Origin of the sequence: Romboutsia weinsteinii (assembly GCF_002250835.2) — a bacterium.
Lineage (GTDB): Bacteria > Bacillota > Clostridia > Peptostreptococcales > Peptostreptococcaceae > Romboutsia_A > Romboutsia_A weinsteinii.
In genome coordinates, this window is sequence record NZ_NOJY02000047.1 from 1 (window position 1) to 19,367 (window position 19,367).

General features: G+C 30.8%; 20 protein-coding genes, 1 rRNA gene and 1 riboswitch. All 21 genes read right to left on the reverse strand.

What is annotated here, in order from left to right; translation table 11 throughout:
• Nucleotides 1–306, reverse strand: a 16S ribosomal RNA gene (locus CHL78_RS16360); the annotation flags it as partial.
• Between the two features lie 292 nt (nt 307–598).
• Nucleotides 599–1,186 (reverse strand): precorrin-2 dehydrogenase/sirohydrochlorin ferrochelatase family protein, encoded by a 588-nt coding sequence (locus CHL78_RS16365; RefSeq protein WP_116041604.1) that lies wholly within the window; start codon nt 1,184–1,186, stop codon nt 599–601.
• A gap of 220 nt (nt 1,187–1,406) precedes the next feature.
• Entirely contained in the window at nt 1,407–2,378 is a 972-nt protein-coding gene (hemB, locus tag CHL78_RS16370; RefSeq protein ID WP_116041606.1) for a porphobilinogen synthase, read from the reverse strand.
• A 33-nt stretch (nt 2,379–2,411) separates the two neighbouring features.
• Nucleotides 2,412–3,920: a uroporphyrinogen-III C-methyltransferase gene (cobA, locus tag CHL78_RS16375; protein ID WP_094368148.1), complete on the reverse strand. Its 1,509-nt coding sequence runs from the start codon at nt 3,918–3,920 to the stop codon at nt 2,412–2,414.
• Nucleotides 3,874–4,815: a hydroxymethylbilane synthase gene (gene hemC / locus CHL78_RS16380; protein ID WP_094368147.1), complete on the reverse strand. Its 942-nt coding sequence runs from the start codon at nt 4,813–4,815 to the stop codon at nt 3,874–3,876. The genes cobA and hemC overlap by 47 nt, the downstream gene beginning before the upstream one ends.
• A 29-nt stretch (nt 4,816–4,844) precedes the next feature.
• Entirely contained in the window at nt 4,845–5,564 is a 720-nt protein-coding gene (locus CHL78_RS16385) for a cobalt-factor II C(20)-methyltransferase (protein WP_094368146.1), read from the reverse strand.
• Nucleotides 5,565–5,586: 22 nt separating this feature from the next.
• Nucleotides 5,587–6,387 (reverse strand): sirohydrochlorin cobaltochelatase, encoded by an 801-nt coding sequence (locus CHL78_RS16390; protein WP_094368145.1) that lies wholly within the window; start codon nt 6,385–6,387, stop codon nt 5,587–5,589.
• A 25-nt stretch (nt 6,388–6,412) separates the two neighbouring features.
• On the reverse strand, nt 6,413–7,162 hold the full coding sequence (locus tag CHL78_RS16395) for a cobalt-precorrin-6A reductase (RefSeq protein ID WP_094368144.1): 750 nt from the start codon (nt 7,160–7,162) through the stop codon (nt 6,413–6,415).
• The gene (gene cobJ / locus CHL78_RS16400; protein ID WP_094368143.1) at nt 7,159–7,884 is read right to left on the reverse strand and encodes a precorrin-3B C(17)-methyltransferase; all 726 of its coding nucleotides are present in this window, start codon (nt 7,882–7,884) and stop codon (nt 7,159–7,161) included. Before cobJ ends, CHL78_RS16395 begins: the two co-directional genes overlap by 4 nt.
• Nucleotides 7,881–9,035 carry a cobalt-precorrin 5A hydrolase gene (gene cbiG, locus CHL78_RS16405; RefSeq protein ID WP_094368142.1) on the reverse strand — a complete coding sequence of 385 codons (1,155 nt, stop codon included), beginning with the start codon at nt 9,033–9,035 and terminating at the stop codon, nt 7,881–7,883. The genes cobJ and cbiG overlap by 4 nt, the downstream gene beginning before the upstream one ends.
• Entirely contained in the window at nt 9,019–9,771 is a 753-nt protein-coding gene (locus tag CHL78_RS16410) for a cobalt-precorrin-4 methyltransferase (RefSeq protein WP_094368149.1), read from the reverse strand. Before CHL78_RS16410 ends, cbiG begins: the two co-directional genes overlap by 17 nt.
• 7 nt (nt 9,772–9,778) lie before the next feature.
• Nucleotides 9,779–10,339 carry a decarboxylating cobalt-precorrin-6B (C(15))-methyltransferase gene (locus CHL78_RS16415; RefSeq protein WP_094368141.1) on the reverse strand — a complete coding sequence of 187 codons (561 nt, stop codon included), beginning with the start codon at nt 10,337–10,339 and terminating at the stop codon, nt 9,779–9,781.
• Nucleotides 10,329–10,937, reverse strand: coding sequence for a cobalt-precorrin-7 (C(5))-methyltransferase (locus CHL78_RS16420; RefSeq protein ID WP_094368140.1), 609 nt, complete (start codon nt 10,935–10,937; stop codon nt 10,329–10,331). The genes CHL78_RS16415 and CHL78_RS16420 overlap by 11 nt, the downstream gene beginning before the upstream one ends.
• Nucleotides 10,934–12,079, reverse strand: coding sequence for a cobalt-precorrin-5B (C(1))-methyltransferase CbiD (cbiD, locus tag CHL78_RS16425; RefSeq protein ID WP_094368139.1), 1,146 nt, complete (start codon nt 12,077–12,079; stop codon nt 10,934–10,936). Before cbiD ends, CHL78_RS16420 begins: the two co-directional genes overlap by 4 nt.
• 8 nt (nt 12,080–12,087) lie before the next feature.
• Nucleotides 12,088–12,720, reverse strand: a complete 633-nt coding sequence (locus CHL78_RS16430) for a cobalt-precorrin-8 methylmutase (RefSeq protein WP_094368138.1) — start codon at nt 12,718–12,720, stop codon at nt 12,088–12,090.
• The gene (locus CHL78_RS16435; RefSeq protein ID WP_094368137.1) at nt 12,696–13,595 is read right to left on the reverse strand and encodes a GHMP family kinase ATP-binding protein; all 900 of its coding nucleotides are present in this window, start codon (nt 13,593–13,595) and stop codon (nt 12,696–12,698) included. The genes CHL78_RS16430 and CHL78_RS16435 overlap by 25 nt, the downstream gene beginning before the upstream one ends.
• A gap of 1 nt (nt 13,596) precedes the next feature.
• A complete protein-coding gene (locus tag CHL78_RS16440) occupies nt 13,597–14,667 on the reverse strand; it encodes a pyridoxal phosphate-dependent aminotransferase (RefSeq protein WP_094368136.1) in 1,071 nt (356 codons plus the stop codon).
• A gap of 69 nt (nt 14,668–14,736) precedes the next feature.
• Nucleotides 14,737–15,687, reverse strand: coding sequence for an adenosylcobinamide-phosphate synthase CbiB (gene cbiB, locus CHL78_RS16445; protein WP_094368135.1), 951 nt, complete (start codon nt 15,685–15,687; stop codon nt 14,737–14,739).
• A gap of 1 nt (nt 15,688) precedes the next feature.
• Nucleotides 15,689–17,053, reverse strand: a complete 1,365-nt coding sequence (locus tag CHL78_RS16450; protein WP_094368134.1) for a cobyrinate a,c-diamide synthase — start codon at nt 17,051–17,053, stop codon at nt 15,689–15,691.
• Between the two features lie 10 nt (nt 17,054–17,063).
• Nucleotides 17,064–18,581: a cobyric acid synthase gene (locus CHL78_RS16455; protein ID WP_094368133.1), complete on the reverse strand. Its 1,518-nt coding sequence runs from the start codon at nt 18,579–18,581 to the stop codon at nt 17,064–17,066.
• A 131-nt stretch (nt 18,582–18,712) separates the two neighbouring features.
• A riboswitch (cobalamin riboswitch) is annotated at nt 18,713–18,885 on the reverse strand.
• A gap of 9 nt (nt 18,886–18,894) precedes the next feature.
• Nucleotides 18,895–19,367, reverse strand: a 473-nt coding sequence (locus CHL78_RS16460) for a histidine phosphatase family protein (protein ID WP_147295839.1), incomplete at its 5' end; no start/stop codon positions are given.

Sequence of the window (19,367 nt, forward strand, 5' to 3'; positions counted from 1 at the left end):
CCAATGTGGCCGATCACCCTCTCAGGTCGGCTACTGATCGTCGCCTTGGTAAGCCATTACCTTACCAACTAGCTAATCAGACGCGGGTCCATCCTGTACCGCCGGAGCTTTGATAAGAAAGCCATGCGACTCTCTCATTTTATCCCGTATTAGCATACCTTTCGGTATGTTATCCGTGTGTACAGGGCAGGTTACCCACGCGTTACTCACCCGTCCGCCGCTCTTCTCCGAAGAGAATCGCTCGACTTGCATGTGTTAGGCACGCCGCCAGCGTTCATCCTGAGCCAGGATCAAACTCTTAAATATAAGTTTTGACATGGGCTCAGATACTGTTATATATCTGGCTTTATGTTTGTTTGGTTGTTTCAAATTCTATAAATTAACCTACTGTTTAATTTTCAAAGTTCATTTAAGCTACTGTATCAGTTGCTTACTTTTGTTTTTCCAACTCACTCAGTATATCAAAGCTAATTTAGCTTGTCAACACTTTTTCTTTCGTTGTTTTTATTTCGTTCGTCCGTTTCTTAAGGACAAGTAATACTTTACCATCATACTTTATCTAAGTCAACACTTTTTCAAAACTTTTTTGTATTTTTTCTTAAATATACTTATTGTATTCAGACCTTAACTCTTCCAAAGTAAGATCTACCAATGAATTAAGTATCTTTTTTCTTTCCACCATATCATCATATTTTTTTATCACATTTTGTCTAATCTCACCTAGAAGGTTTATATATTCTTCGTAACTATCATCATATTTATCATCTAATTCTTTTTTTATCCTTGATGATAAGGATGGACTTTTGCCTCCTGTGGATATACTAATTAACAAATCCCCCTTTTTTATATAAGATGGCACCGTGAAATTTGATAATTCAATATCATCTACCACATTAACTAACTTACCACACTTTCTACAATGCTCTCCTATTTCCTTATTTACCTGTCTATTATTTGTAGCTGCTACAACTACAGAGCTATTTTTTATGTATTTCTCTTTATACGAATCCTTTATAAGTTTTATATCTTCCTTTAGTTCATCAAATGCGTCTATAAAGTCTGTTGATATAACTCTTACCTCTTTTGTAAAATGTAAAAAATTTTTACACTTTCTATATGCTACTTTTCCTCCACCAACAACAGTAATCTCAAGTTCCTCTAGCTTTATATTAATTGGGTATAACATATTAAATTCTCCTAACCTTTTTATTATAAAATCATTATACTAATAATATCTATTTATACAACCTTATAAAATCTTAAATTTAATACAATAAAAAGGAGTGATAGTCATAGTACATTTATCATAATAAACCATCACTTATTTCCAATATTTTATAATACGGATATAGTAAGTAATCTATCTATTAGATATGAGTATGATTTCACTCCTTAATTATATATAACTATTTCTTAAGCATCTTAGCTAAGTCCTTAGCGAAATAAGTTATTATTATATCAGCTCCAGCTCTTTTTATAGACATAACAGATTCATATATAGCACCTTCTGCTAATATTCCATTTTTAACAGCACTCTTAAGCATTGCATATTCTCCACTAACATTATAAGCGGCTAAAGGTAAATCAAAGTTATCTTTAACTCTTCTTATAACATCTAGATAAGATAGCGCAGGCTTAACCATTAGTATATCTGCACCTTCTAATACATCAAGCTCTGACTCTATTATTGCCTCATTAGTATTTGCAGGGTCCATTTGGTATGTTTTTCTATCTCCAAATGCAGGTGCTGAGTTTGCAGCTTCTCTAAATGGACCATAGAAAGTAGACGCATATTTAACGCTATATGACATTATAGCTATATGTTCAAATCCTTCTTTATCTAAAGCTTCTCTTATTGCTTGTATTCTTCCATCCATCATATCTGATGGAGCTACCATATCTGCTCCAGCCTTTACATGACTTACAGCTATCTTAGCTAAATATTCTAATGTTTGGTCATTATCTACGTAACCACCTTCAGTTAATATTCCACAATGACCATGACTCGTATATTCGCACATACATACATCTGTTATTACATTCATTTCGCTATCTACTTCTTTTATTTTTCTAATAGCTCTTTGAATTATTCCATTATCGTTATACCCTTCACTTCCACATGCATCTTTTTCATGGTCATGAGGTATACCAAATAATATTACATGTTCTATTCCTAACTCTTTTAGTTCTTCAATTTCTTCAGCTAGTTTATCTATTGAAAAATGATATACATCTGGTAAAGATGAGATTTCACTTTTTATCCCCTCTCCCTCAACTACAAATAAAGGGTATATTAAATCCTCTACATTTAACTTAGTTTCTCTTACTAAATTTCTTATAGCTTTATTAGCTCTTAATCTTCTTGGTCTTCTTAACATATGTTTATCCCCCAATTATTATAAATTAATATATTATTTATCTTCTTGTATAGATTTTATTATACCATCTATAGTTGCCTCATCAGCTTCTTTATAGATGTTTAATCCCAATTCTTTAGCAGTTTTTGATGTTATTGCTCCTATAGATATCATTTTGATGCCTTGTAGCTTATCTATATTTTCTTTTCCTACAATCTCTATAAAGTTAGTAACAGTAGATGAGCTAGCAAAGGTTATATAGTCTACGTTTCCTTCGTTTAGTAACTCTATAATCGCTTCTTTCTTACTACTATCTATTACAGTCTCATATGTATGTACTTCTTTTACTGTACATATTGTACTTAGATTTTTAGTTAAATAATCTCTGGCATTTTTAGCTCTTGGCATTAGTATCTTATCATTAGAATTTAATATAGGCTTTAATTCCTCATACAGATGTTCTGATACAAATATGTTTGGTACTATATCAGCCTTGATACCTCTTTCTTCTATTGATTTTACAGTTTGTGATCCTACAGCACAGACTTTTATATTAGCTAAAGATCTACTGTCTAATCCTATTTCATTTAACTTATCAAAGAATATATCTACACCATTCTTACTCGTCAATACTAAGTATGTATATTCTTTAATATTTTTAATTTGATCTTCTAATTCTATATTGTTTTCTATTTTTTCTATTTTTATAGTTGGAATTTCTATAGGATTTCCACCTAAATCCATTATCTTTTCTACTAAGCTACTACTTTGAGTCCTTGATCTAGTTACTAGTATATTTTTTCCAAATAGAGGTTTCTTCTCAAAGAAATTCAGTTTTTCTCTTAGCTCAACTACACTACCTATTGCTATAAGGGTTGGAGGTTTTACATTTTCCTTAAGCGCTATTTCATATACATTTTCTAGAGTAGATGTAATAACACTTTGGTTAGGTCTAGTTGCCCAACTTATTAAGGCTACTGGTGTATCCTTAGATTTACCTTCCCTTATCAAGTTCTCACTTATTTTCTTTAAATTAGATACTCCCATTAAAAATACAAGTGTTCCTCTATTGTTAGCTAAAGCATTCCAATTTAACTCTTCATTTTCTTTCTCATCATCTCTTAAATGCCCAGTTATTACATGGAAGGAAGATGCATGATCTCTATGCGTTATAGGTATCCCTGCATAACAAAGTCCACCGATTGCAGAAGTTATTCCTGGCACTACTTCAAAGTCTACACCTTCAGAAACCAGTACTTCTCCTTCTTCTCCGCCTCTTCCAAATACATAAGGATCTCCACCCTTTAACCTTGTAACTATCTTTCCTTCTTTAGCTTTATCAGCTATAACCTTATTTATTTCATCTTGTGGTAGCGCATGGTTACTAGATGCCTTACCTACATATATAAATTCACAGTTTGGTTTTGCTTCTTTTAAATAATTAATATTAGCTAGTCTATCATAGACTATAACATCAGCTTTCTTTATACACTCTAAGCCTTTCAATGTTAATAGTTTATAATCTCCAGGCCCCGCTCCCACTAAGTATACTTTCCCTGTCATAGTCTCTGCGCTCCTTTGCAATTATTCTTGCCAACTCTAGTCCAACTTCTCTTGCAGCTGAAGTTTTTCCTTCTATTTTTTTTACAACTATATTTTTACCGTCTTCATCTCCAAATAAGCCCACAAGACTTATATTCTCTCCATACACTTGGCAGTAAGCACCTATGGGTATATGGCAACTTCCATTTATACCTTCTAAAAATGCTCTTTCGGCACTGACTTGTATCTCCGTTGTCTCATCTCTAAATGACTTTATTATATTCTCTACTTCTAGATCTTCTTCTCTTATTTCTATTGCTAGTGCTCCTTGAGATGGTGCTGGTATCATTACATCTACCGGTAGATAGCAACTTATATATTCTTCCATTCCTGCCCTTAAGATTCCAGAAGCTGCTAGTACTATTCCATCTAAATTTTCTTCTTTTATTTTTTTTATTCTAGTATCTATATTTCCTCTTATAGGTACTATCTTTAAGTCAGGTCTTTGTCTTAATAATTGATACTTTCTTCTCTTACTTCCAGTACCTATAATTGATCCCTTTGGTAAGTCTTCTAGACTTGTGTAGCCATCCTTTAAAATAAGAACATCTCTAGGGTCTTCTCTTTTGGGGATATTAGCGAACTTTAGTCCATCCGGAAGAATTGATGGCATATCCTTCATGCTATGAACCGCCATGTCTATTTCTTTCTCCAGTAACTGCTGTTCTATCTCTTTTACAAATAGTCCTTTATCTCCTATTTTATCTAAACTCATATGTTGAATTATATCACCCTTAGTTTTTATTACCTTTAGTTCAAACTCAACATTTGGGTAGTTTTTTTTAAGCTGGTCTATAACCCAATTAGTTTGTGTAAGAGCTAGTTTACTTCCTCTGGTTCCTACTACTACTTTCATAATGTATCTCCTTTTGACTAGTACAATTACTATCCTACTTTATTTTCAATTTGATTTTCCTTATTTACTAAGATAGTTGAGAAGTATGATATCTTATCTTCTAAGTGGACTTCTTTTAAGTCTGTATAAACGACTTCTCCGTCTTGAGATGAGTTGCTCACTAATATACTATATTCTAATAAATTATTTTCTTCTAGCTTCCTTACTATATCCTTGAAGTTTTTATAAACCTTCATTAAAACAATTGAACTATAGTTAGCTAACGCATAGTCTATTCTTTCTTCCTCCATAGTACAAGGTATTACTATTAGTGGTTCTCTATCCATAACTAATGGGAAGTTTTGATTAGATGCTATATTTGAGAATGAAGATATTCCTGGTATTGTCTCTACATCTATGCTTCCTATTAACCTTTCCATTATATAAACATAAGTACTATATATCATCGGATCTCCTAGTGTAACAAATCCAACATTTTTTCCTTCTTTAACATCTTCTATGATTTCTTCAGCCACTCTGTTCCAAGCTATTATTTTTTCACCATCATTAAAGTTCATAGGGAAGTGCCTTTGCTTTATATGTAACTCTTCTGGAAGATACTTACTTACTATAGATAATGCTAAGCTTTCTCCCCCCCTTTTAGATTCTGGTGTATATAATATATCTAATTTATTTAAAGTTTCTACTGCCTTTATAGTTAATAACGAACTATCTCCAGGTCCCGTTCCTATTCCGTAAAATTTTGACATTTCTCAATTCCTCCTATATTAATTAACATATTCCTTCTAATTCATTTGCTTTTTCTATACAGTCATAAGCATGTTTAACAAATTTATCTTGTATCTTAGCATTTTCACCTAAGCCTTGTAGGTGTACTTTTATATCAAATCCTTGACTCTCTAATATAGATTTCCAAGAATCTTCATCATCTCCTGCCATATCATTTATAGCATGATCTCCTGCTACTAACATAAGCGGCATTAAGTTTACAGTTTTTACACTATCTTCTTTTAGCTTTTTTACTACATTATCTATTTCTGGATAACCTTCTACAGTTCCTACATATGCATTTATACCATGATCTCTTAGCATATATTCTATAGCCGGATATGCAGAATGTGATTCATGAAATGTTCCATGTCCCATAAATACCACAGCTTCATTTTCATTCATAGCTGGTATCTGATCTTCTATAGCACTTACCGCCTCTTTATAATCATCTATATATGTTAATAGCGGTCTACCTAGTACTAAGTTTTTAAATTTAGGCTTGTAACTATCTATTTGCTCTTTTAGTTTATTAAACTCTTCTCCACATATAATATGAAGTGTTTGTACTATAACCTCTTCATATCCTTCTTCATAGAGTCTATCTAATGCTTGTATTGGATTTTCTATAATTATTCCATCTCTATTTTTTAATTTTCTTATTATCATATTAGAAGTATACGCTCTATAAAAATCATATTCTTTTAATTCGTTACTTATTTTCTTTTCACACGCTTCTATTGTCTTTTCTCTAGTTTCTTTGTAACTTGTACCGAAACTGACTACTAAAACTGCTTTTTTCATATTGCGACCCCCTCTGATTTAAGTTTTATAAAAATTGTTCTAGTTTATCTATGTCATTAACTACATTTGGATAATTAACTTTTTCTCTAGATATAATTACAACCGGTATATTTAATGTTTCGCAAGCATTTACTTTTTCTAAAAAACCTCCTGCTACTCCACTTTCTTTTGTTATTACTAAATCTATATCATATTGTCTATAAGTTTCTTCATTTATACTTTGACTAAATGGACCTTTCATAGCTATTATATTGTCTGCATTCAGACCTAATTCTTCGCAACTTATTAGTACTTCGCTTGTTGGTAATACTCTAGCTATAAGTTTTTTATTAGGTATTGCTTCTACATATTTATCTAGGTTTTTACTACCAGTTCCAATAAATATATTGTTACCTATATCATTTGCTAGCTTACAAGCTTCATCAATAGTTTCAACTACATATTTGTTCTCATAAGATAAGTCTTCTATTAAGGACTTTCTTTCATATCTCACATAATCTATATTAGCTATTTTAGAACACTCTATAGCATTCTTTGATACCTCTATAGCGTATGGATGCGTTGAGTCTATTATTTTCTTTATATTATTATTCTTTATAAACTCTACCATATCTTCTTTTGTAAGTTTTCCCATTATGACATTATCACAATGTTTTTGAGCAAGCCCCTTACCATACTCTGTGGTAACAGATACAAAATATGATAAATTTTTGTATTCATTTAATTTTTTGCATATAGCTGAGCTGTCAGATGTTCCTCCTAAAACTAAAATCATACAGTGTAGCCCCTTGGTGTTATCATTAAATCATCATGTATAAACGTAGACTTATTTCCTATTACAACCATAGTAGTCATGTCAACTCTTTCAAAGTCCATAGTATCAAATGTACATACAAACTTTTCTTCTTTTTCTCTACCTACATCTTTAACTATTCCTACTGGTGTATTTCCACCTTTAAATTCACCCATTATTTCAAATGCTCTAGCTAAATGTTCACTTCTACCCTTACTTCTTGGATTGTATAAACATATTACAAAATCAGCATCTGCTGCTAACTTTAATCTTTTTTCTATAACTTCCCAAGGAGTTAATAAATCACTTAAACTTATATGGCAGAAATCATGCATAATTGGAGCTCCAAGTATTGCTGCTGCACCTATACTTGTAGTAACCCCTGGAATTACTTTTACAGAAACTTCTTGTTCTTCTTTTGTAGTTAACTCTAAAATAAGACCTGCCATACCGTATATACCAGCATCTCCACTACTTATCACTGCTACTTTTTTGCCAGTTTTAGCTATCTCTACAGCTTGCTTACATCTATCTATTTCTTGTCTCATTCCATTTTGAACTACTTCTTTATCTTGTATAAATTCAGTTATTAAATTTATATAAGTTTTATATCCTACTATTACATCGGCGTCTTCCATTGCCTTAATTGCTTCTAAGGTCATCATTTCTTTGCTGCCTGGTCCAATTCCTACAACATATATCATATCTTCGCTCTCCCTACTGAAAATGTAATTCCTTTGTATTTGTTTTTTTCTATGATTAAGTTTCCTCCACTTAAGATATGTGCAACTGGCTCAGCTACAGAGTATACACCTACATTTTTTTTCACCCATTCAGATTTATCAAATAGATAATCTACTTTAGATATATCTTCTGCAGATAGAGTTTTAAATGTTACTCCTAAGTACTTACTTAAATCAATAATTGCTTTCTCATCTTTTTTTACTTCTATACTTCCGATTTTTCTTATTGCATTTATATCTATATTATTATTTTCTAAAAAGTCTTGTAATGAATCTTTTAGTAGATGACTATCTATGTCCCTTCTACATCCAATTCCTACAACTATATCTTTTGGTACTAACTTTATTAATTTATCAGATTCAAAACTTATACTTATTTCTAGTTTATCTGAATTTAATTTATTTTTATTAGTTATAACAACTATCTTTTCAAATTTGTTTCTATTTGTTTCATTACTACTGTAACAATCACTTAATTCCTCTAAGCTGCCTATAACATTAAAACCTCTTGTATCTATATCATAATCTCCATCAATATATAAACCTACAGGTTCATTATTGACTAACATAGCATTTATATCTTTCACATTATCTCTAAAATTTTCAATGTACCCATCTAGTTTTTTAGCTATCATGTCTAAAGATGATTTCTTGTTTACATCAGTAGCTGTAGTTATAACTGGATTTGCATGTAATAAATTGCTTATGTATAAAGTTTTTTCATTAGCTCCACCCATATGTCCACTTAATAGACTAATTACATTAGTTCCCATTTCATCAGTCACCAGTATTGCTGGATCTGAAAATTTACTAGTCACAAGGTGAGCAATAGTTCTTATTACAATTCCTGTAGCCATAATAAAAACTATGTAATTATACTTATCAAATATATCTCCTACAAATAACTTTATCCTCTTATGTACTGTATAAATTTCGATATTATCTTCTATATTTACTTGTATAGTTTTACTGCTATTTTCTTTCGAACTTTCATCCTTTTTATTTTGTATAAAATATATGTCTCCATCATTCATAAGTGATTTCATTTTACATGCTAGTTTTTTACCATTTTGAGTAAGACAAATTATAGCAGTATTAGAATCTATATTCATGCTTGAAGTCCTTGTCGTATAACTTTGAGTTGTTATAGTTTTCTCCTAAGAATTCTCCTACCATTATTAAGGCAGTTTTAGTTATATTATTTTCTTTAACCTTTTCTGCAATATCTAGTAATGTCCCTCTAACAGACTTTTCTTCTGGCCATGTAGCTTTATATACTACTGCTATTGGAGTAGTTTCTGGATATCCACCTTCTATTAATCTTTCTACTACCTTTTCAATTTCTTGAACTGATAAGAAGATTACCATTGAAGTTTGATGCTGTGCAAAAGATTCTATAGACTCTTTCGATGGTACTGGAGTTCTACCTTCCATTCTAGTTATAACAACACTTTGTGATATTTCTGGGACTGTATATTCTACACCTAGTGCAGAGGCTGCTCCTAGGAAAGAACTTACTCCAGGAGTACAGTCATAATCTATTCCTAATTTATTTAAATCTTCAACTTGCTCTCTTATCGAACCATATATAGAAAAATCTCCTGTTTGTAATCTTACAACAGACTTATCTTCTCTTATTCCTTTTTCCATTACATCTATTATTTCTTGTAAGTCCATATGTGCACTGTTATGTATCTCACACCCTTCTTTACAATACTCTAATAGCGCTGGGTTAACTAATGAACCTGCATATATTACAACATCTGCATCGCTTAAAAGCTTGTATCCCTTTAAAGTAATTAACTCTTTATCTCCTGGGCCTGCTCCTACAAAATGTACTTTATTAATATTCATATTACTCTTCCCCTCTTTCGCAAGATATTATGTAAATTGGGTTTAGAGGCTTAAAGTACTCTCCTCTTCCCAGCCTTTCTAACTTTGATACATTTAATACTGATACATCTATATTCTCAAATCCATGCCCTCTTAATAGTTTTAATGTTTCATTAAAAGTTTCTACTATTATGAAGTTAGCTACTAATCTTCCACCATTATTTAGAAGTTCTTTTGACCATAATATTATTTCTTCTAAATTGTCACCTGTGCCTCCAAGGAAAATTGCATCTATTTTTCCATCTATATTAATAGGAGCATATCCTTTTACTATTTCTACATTTTTTAAATCAAATTTTTCAATATTTTTATGTACAAGGTCTAGTGCACCATCATTTCTTTCTATAGATATAACTTCTATATTTGGATAATGATATGCAGCTTCAACGGTAACGCTTCCTGTACCTGCACCTACATCTATAAATCTTTTTGCATTTACTAAATCTAATTTATTTATAGATATAGCTCTTACCTCTTCTTTTGTAATTGGTACTTTACCAGTTATAAATTCACTATTTCTCATCTAATATCACCACTACATTCATATCAAATTTATCTATCTTAAGTATTTCTTCTGGTTTTGCGATAGTTATTTTTTCATCGTCATAGGATAAGTTTTCTCCTACTACTATTGTTTTTTTTAGATTTCGACTTAGTATTTCTTTACTTATTTCATGTGGCCCTATTTTATTATCAGTAACCATGCATACCTTTGTGTGAGAAAGTATATAATCAAAATCAGGTATTTTTCCATGACTACTAGTAATATACAAATCATTCATATCTACATGTATTTTAGAGAAAATATACTGCAGCGAACTGATTCCTGATACTATATTCAGTTTCTTATTATCAATATTTTTAGATAAATATTTTCCTATCCCATATATTGATGGATCACCAGAAGCAATTACAGATATTTGTTTATGTGCATTAGAATTTATATATTCTAATATTTCTTTTAAATTAGATGCTAGCTCAATCTTCTCACCTTTAAAGTCTTTAATAGTTTCTAAGTTTCTTTTTCCTCCTATTAATATCTCTGATGAATATATTAACCTTTCACCTAATTTGGTAATATAATCGTCATTACCAGGACCCAATCCGATTATATTTATCATCTAAACACCTCCACTAACTCATCTGAATGATCTGATTTTCCTAATAAGCTCTTATCCATAGAAAATATCATAACTTCCACATTTATTTCTTCATCTAGTAAATATTGATCTATTTTAGCCTTACACTTATTACTTATTGAATCATAAATACTTATATATTCACTATCATTAATAAGTTCTACAGCTCCTTCTGTAGTTACACACTCATTTATTTTTTCTAAAAATTCATAAGGTGCCCTCATCATAGCTAGATTAGCAATCATAATTTCATTTCTTGCATCTGCTATTTTGCTATGAGTATTAAATATACCTGCTGATATTTTTATGTACTTTCCTATGTGACCGGCCATAAGTATTTTTTTATATCCTATACGCTTAGCTTCCTTCAGCATATAACCGATAAAATTACTAGTTCTTACTACATATTTCATATCAAGACCTAATTTTTCTTTAATAAATTGCTCTCCATGATTACCAGGAACCAAAATTATCTTATCTAGGCCTTGAGCTTTCTTCATCTCTAGCTCTATAGATAAAGATTTCTTCCAACCTTCATCACTCATAGGTTCTACTATTCCCGTAGTTCCAAGAATAGATATACCGCCTATAATTCCCAACCTAGGATTGAAGGTCTTCTTAGCAATTTCTACTCCCTCTGGTGCATAAATTGTTAATTTTATAGATTTATCACTACCTATATTATTTTTAAAATCATCACCGATAACTTTTCTTACTTCAGTATGTATCATCCTCATAGGAACTGGATTTATAGCAGGTCTCCCAACCTCTACACTTAGACCCTTTTTAGTTACCACGCCTACTCCTATACCTCCATCAACTATGATGTCATCTTCTTCTCTATCTACAAACTCGGCTCTAGCAAATATATGCATGGTATGAGTTGCATCTATATCATCTCCACCATCTTTTTCAATAGAACATTCTACATAGTCGCTACAGATATTTATGTTTCTTACCTTTAAAGATAAAGGGATACCTTTTGGTGTATCTATATTTATTATTTCTATTTTTTCTTTTGCAAAGAGCATGTGTGTAGCAGCTTTTGATGCTGCTGCTGCACAAGACCCAGTCGTATACCCTCTTCTGTACTTTTTTCCATCAATATATACATACTCTTCCATGGCATTACCTACATAGAGTATAAAATAGCATTAATTATAGCAGCAGCTAAATTACTTCCACCTTTTCTACCCTTTGAGATTATATATGGTATTTCAGTTTTTTCTAGTTCATCCTTTGATTCTTCTGCACCAACAAATCCAACAGGAACACCTACTACTGCATCTAAATCAAGACTTCCTTCGTTTTTCATCTCCATAACTTTATACAGTGCAGTTGGAGCATTTCCAAGCACAAATACTTTACGCCCTTCTGTATTTGCAGCAACTTCAACTGCCGCCATAGAGCGAGTTATACCTTTTTCTTTAGCAAGAGCTGCAACATCTTCATCAGCAACTAAACATTTGTACTCACAACCTAAAGCTGATAATTTTCTTTTATTTATTCCACTTAAAGCCATATTTGTATCTGTAAATATTGTTGCTTTATTTTTTAATGCATCTACTAGCATATCAACTGCCGTATCTGATATTTTTAGTATATCTAAATATTCAAAGTCAGCTGTTGTATGTATTGCACGCTTTATAATTTTTTCTTCTATTTCATTCTTAAACTCATATCCTGGTCTTATTTCATCTATTATACCTTGTATTATTTCAAAACTTTTATCTTCTATCATCATAGGATTTTTGATGTATTCCATTGTAGTTCCTCCCTAATTCCACCATCGATTATATCTGATGTGTATATTTTATTGTAAACCGAGTTAATGTTAGCTTGTGTAAGCATTTCTATTAAATTTATGTCATTCATAAATTGATCTATTAAAATACCAACCACTGTTCCACTATGTGCAACATTAACCCCATATGCTCCATAATTTTGAGCTATTTCTATAATCTTACTTAGACCTGGTTTCTTGACTATATTTTCATTTGCCAAGCTACTTAATGTGCAAGCTTTACCTACTAGACTCCAGTCGTTTTTTCTTATCCCTTCTTCTAGTAGATAAAAAGATTCTTTTATAATTTCTTTATTTTGATTTTTTATTTGTTTGTAATTTGCTTTGTTTCTAATCTTTGTAGTACTTAATCTATTATGTGGTTCTAATATAATAACTCTACCACCTTTAATCCTGCCTAATTTTTTTATGATTTCTCCATCTAGAGGATTAAATATACTGCTCTCTTCTATATATATAGAATCAGTTGGTTCTATTTGAGCTGCAAGACTTGATATTTCTTGACTAGACATATTTTTTCCAATCATTGATAGTGTAGCTTTTATAGTTGCACCTATATCTGCTGTTGAACTAGCCATGCCTTTACCCGTTGGTATTTCGCTATATATGTTTAAAGATAAGTTTTTGCTATCCTTAATTGGTAAATCAAATTTTTTAAATACTTTTTCTATAGCTTTTCTAGATTTATACGGTCCAATATTTATATCATTTAATCTTTCTTCTATACTTGCTGTTGAATACATATTTACTGCATATGAGCATAAATATTCTTCATCACCCAATATACCTTGAACAAATTCTCCGCATGATGCTGGACATATTCCATAAGTTTTCATATTATTTTCCTAATATTTTTCTCATTTCATCTATGAGAACTTTATTATCTTCATGGGACTTAATTGCAACTCTTATAAAACTCTCATCTAATCCTATAAAGTTAGATGCATCCCTTATTAAAATATTTCCATACTTTAGTAGTTCATCTTTTAATACATGGGCACTTTTATTATGTAGCTTTAATAATATAAAGTTTGTATCTGTTTCATATACAGTTAGATTATCTATTGATTCTAACGCATTTACCATGTACGCTCTTTCTTTTATGTAATACTCTTTGCTTTCATATATATATTCTTTATCTTCAAATATGTATTTTGACAAATTGTCCGCAAAAGAATTTATTGTCCAAGGTTCTTTATATTCATAAATCTTACTGATTATTTCTTTATTGCTTGTTACTCCATATCCAAGTCTAAGACCTGGCATACCAAAAAACTTTGTAACAGCCTTAAGTATAAATATATTCTCATGCTTTTCTACATACTTAATTAAGCTATAATCTTCCTCATTTTCAACAAATTCCATAAATGTTTCATCAACAATTAGTAGTTTATTGTTTTTTATAATTAAATCTAGTAAATCAGTTAAGTCTTGTACTTTTCCGTTTGGATTATTTGGATTACAGATAAATAAACTATCAAATGTATCTATATTTTCTTTTACAGTTTCCAAATCCAAACTAAAATTGTCTTCTTTATTTAGTTCTAAATTTACTACTTCTAAATTATTTAGTTTCGCACTTCTACCGTACTCTGAAAAAGTAGGATTTAAGATTGCCAACCTTTTATTTATACTTTTCATTAATAGATAGATAATTTCTGTAGCTCCATTCCCTGGTATTATAAATTTAGAATCTATATCTATATATCTTGATATATTGTTTCTTAGGTTTGTGTAGTTAATATCAGGATAACTTCTACATTCTTTTAACCCTTCCAAGATATATTTATCTAAGTTCTTTATAACCTTTGGGTTTATATTTGAGCTAAAATCAATTATATCTTCTGGTTTCTTATTATATATACTAGCCATATGATTTACATTGGCTCCATGACCTAACTCTTTCATCTACATCCCCCTCATTTTTAAAATTAGCTTAAGTAATAAGTCACTAATTTACTTTAATTATCTTATAATCTATTTAAATAAAACTATATGAACTAAAGTAAATACAATCATTGAAGTTATTGATGTAGCATACATTACCTTATTTGTCTTAACTATATCGTCTTGTTCTATCTCTCTATGCTTATCTCCTATAGTTGGCTTATATACAGCCTTTCCAAAATATATATTAGTACCGCCTAATTGAATCCCTAAGGCTCCAGCTACTGCACCTTCTGGGTATGCACAGTTGGGACTTTTATGATTTTTTCTGTCTCTAATAGCAATCTTGGCGCAATTTTTATAATCATATCCAAGCACTAAACTTCCTATAGTCATTAAAATAACAGAAATTCTAGCTGGTATATAGTTTGCTATATCATCGATTTTTGCCGATGCAAATCCCAGGTCTTTATACTTGTCATTTTTATATCCTACTGTAGAATCTAATGTATTTATTGCTTTGTATGCCATTGCAAGCGGTGCTCCACCTATAAATGCATAAAACATAGGTGCGATTATTCCATCAACTGTATTTTCTGCAACAGTTTCTACTGTGGCTCTAATAATCTCTTGCTTGTTTAAGTCAGTAGTATCTCTACCAACTATATAAGATAGTTGAACTCTCGATTTTTCTATATCTCCAGTTTTTAATACATTGTATATTTTCACAGATTCGTCTTTTAGACACTTTGTAGCTAGAGTTGTATAAATCATAAACGAGTTTACAATTAGCAAAACAGTTGGATTAAAACTAGATATTTTTACTACTAAATAAGTAACTAGATATGTTATTCCAACAGTTACAATCCACAGTATAAATCCAGCTATTTTTAGTCCTTCTTCACTTTTAAATATACTTCTCAATTTTTTTTCAGTAAATTTTATAAGATTACCTATAAATCTAACTGGATGAGGAAAAGAATATGGGTCTCCTACGATTAAATCTACTATGTATCCTATATAAATAGATAATATACTCATATTACTTCTTTCCTTTTTCTAAAAAGTTTTCTATACAGTTTAGATTGTTGTAGAAATGTGTGTGTAGATATGTAGCTAAGGTATTCCCTTTGCTATATCCTCCATCCCATGTATCTATTACTTTTTTATCTCTTTGTTTTGTCATTGTATATGCACACGGTTCATCAGTTTCAAATATAGAATGATGGAACTCATGGCCTTTAATAATTTCACCTTTTTTAGATAAGATAGTATCTTCTTTAGCCTCTCCATAGCAATATCCAAATCTCTTTAGCGAAGATGTCATGTTACTGCTTCCTCTAAATATACCTACCATACTATAATCGTTATTGTTTTGATCCGTAAGTTTTTGTCCTAAGTACATCAATCCTCCACACTCTGCATATATAGGTATGTTATTTTTGTGTGCTTCTAGTATAGACTCTCTCATAGTTATATTACTTTCTATTTCTTGTCCAAATATCTCTGGGAATCCTCCACCTATATATATATAATCAGAATTTGGTACTCTCTTATCTTCTAACGGGCTAAAGTATTTTACTTCTAATCCTAATTCTTCTAAAAGATCTATATTTTCTTTGTAATAAAAATTAAAAGCTTTATCATAAGCTACTGCTATAGATTTATTTTCTACTTTTTTATTTTGTATAAATTCTTTTAGGTCAAACTCACTACTCACTTCTTCAGTTTCTGATATTTCAATTATTCTATCTATGTTTATGTATTTTTCTATTTCATCAGCCAGATTATTAAACTTATTCTTTAATGAATCTATCTCTACGCTTGGCACTAGCCCTAGGTGCCTTGATTCTAATGAAAACTCATTATTAGGTGGGAAGTAACCTAGTACTTCAACTCCACAATATCTTTCTATTGCGCTTTTTATTATTTCATAGTGGCCCTTAGTTCTCACATTATTTACTATTACACCTTTAATATTTACATCTTTATCAAGCTCTTTATATCCTAAAACCATAGCTGCACTAGATGCTGCCATAGCTTTACCATTTATCACTAAAATAACTGGAGCTTTTAGTACTTTTGATGTATGTGAACTTGTGCAGTTATCTAGATCTATTCCCAAACCATCATATAAACCCATAACCCCTTCAATAACAGAAATATCTGCATCACTAGATGACTTATTCACTATATACTTTACTTTCTCATCGTCTAGCATATAAGAATCTAGATTTCTAGAATCTCTACCTGTTATAAAAGTATGGTATGAAGGATCTATATAATCTGGACCCACTTTATATGGTTGTACTTTCATATTTCTCTTTGTTAGTGCCTGCATAATTCCAAGGGATATAGTTGTTTTTCCAACACCACTACTTGTACCTGCAATCAAAACTTTCTTCATATTTTTCACCTTAGCCATTCATAATTTCATATATTTTCTCTAAATCTAAGTGTTCTCTTAAAAAATTAGCTAATTTATCGTATTCTTTATCTTTAAACTCATCAAATGAAATAACCTTACTTTCTAGTTTTTCTAGACCTTTCATTTCTCTTATGTTATTTAGGATAGTTCTCGTAAAATCTATATCATCGAAAATTCCGTGAATGTATGTACCTACTACATTACACTGGTTGTTTACACTTCCTTCTGTATAATCTACATCTTCATTTAATTTTTTATTAATTGTATCCAGGCTTGATATTTCATTACCCCGATTAGTTATCCCCATATGTATCTCATAACCCTTGACTTTTTTGCCTTCAAGGTTATTTAGATATCCACTTAATCCACAACATATTGTGGCTTCTACTTGCGTAGTAGTCTTTTCATTTTCAAATATAGTTTCTGTATCTAAAAGTCCTATTCCATCTATTTCTTCAATATCTCCTTCTACATGATTAGGATCTTTTAGTTTTTTTCCTAACATTTGATATCCACCACATATTCCAACAACAAGTTTTCCTTTTCTATGTAAATCTTTTATCTGTTCTTCTAATCCATTATCTCTAATATACTTCAGATCACTTATTGTATTTTTTGTTCCTGGTATTATCACTATATCCGGATTTCCCAATGATTCACCATAATCCACATATCTTATACTTACATCTTCTTGTGTTTCAAAGATATTAAAATCAGTGAAGTTAGACATATGCGGAGTTCTAACTATTTCTATATGTATATCTTTCTTGCCCATTTGTTTTTTAAATCTAGCCGTTACGCTATCTTCGTCTTCTATCTTTATATCACTATAAGGTACTACACCTAATACTGGAACTTTTATAATATCTTCTAGCATCTTTACACCTTCAGCTAGAAGTTCTTTTCTTCCTCTAAATTTATTTATTATTACACCTTTTACTCTTTTTCTTTCTTCTTCGCTTAGCAGAATCATAGTTCCCGCCAGTGATGCAAATACTCCACCTCTGTCAATATCTCCAACTATTATTACTGGTGCATCTGCTATTTCTGCCATTCCCATATTGGAAATATCTCTTTCTTTTAAATTTATCTCAGCTGCACTACCTGCACCCTCCATAACTACCACATCATATGTTCTAGCAAGTCCATCAAATGTTTCCTTCAAAATATACATTAGCTCTAATTTATACTCATGGTATTCTGTAGATGCCATATTTTTTATAACCTTACCTTTTACTATGACTTGGCTTCCAAGGTTGCCTGATGGTTTTAATAGTATAGGATTCATATCCACTGTAGGCTCTATCCCAGCAGCTTCAGCTTGAAATACTTGAGCTCGTCCCATTTCAAGCCCCTCTTTAGTAATAAAAGAATTTAATGCCATATTTTGTGATTTAAATGGTGCAACACTATATCCATCTTGTTTAAATATCCTACATAAACCCGCTGTTAAAATGCTTTTTCCAACATTCGAAGCAGTACCTTGTAGCATTATTTTCTTGCCCATTTCTCCACTTCCTTTTTTGTATTAATTATGAATTTAAAAAATATTCAAAAAAGTCCCAACTCTTTAGAGCTAGGACTTTTATTTCATGATTATGATATATCAAATAAAAAATCTTTCACCCCGAAGACCTCATTAATAAATTAAATTAGGCAGGTATCCTGGCTCGACTTCATCCTACTCCTATACCTTCCCATCCAAAGACAGTGGTTTTTCTATAGTTTCGTCAGTCTTACAGTAGCGGGGGCTGCAAAGGCTTTTACCTTTTTCCCTATTAATCATAAGAACCTATTTTAATCTAATATTCGTTTTTAGTCTAGATAAAATTTTTATTGTTCAAAGTATTTATTACAGTAAATCCGTCTTCTATATCTAATATAGTTACTGAAGCATTGTCAATTTTAAAATTCCAATGATATTTATAGCTATTAGTTATTAAATGTGTGATTACGTTTCTTATTGTTCCTCCATGTGAACACATAAGAACTGTATTATCTTTGTTGTCTAAAATTATTTTATCTATTTCTGTACTTACTCTATTATAAGAGTCTATCAAGCTTTCTCCATTAGGATATTTGTACTCATATCCTAATTCTATCATCTTTTGAAATTCTTCTGGATAATTTAATTTAATATATTCAAAATCCATTCCTTCAAAATCTCCAAAACTAATTTCTTTTAAAGCATCTTTTTCTATTATACTTATATTTTTTAATTTTGCAATCTCATATACAGTATCTTTAGTTCTAGATGACGTTGTAGTATATATGCTGTCTCTTATACACATCT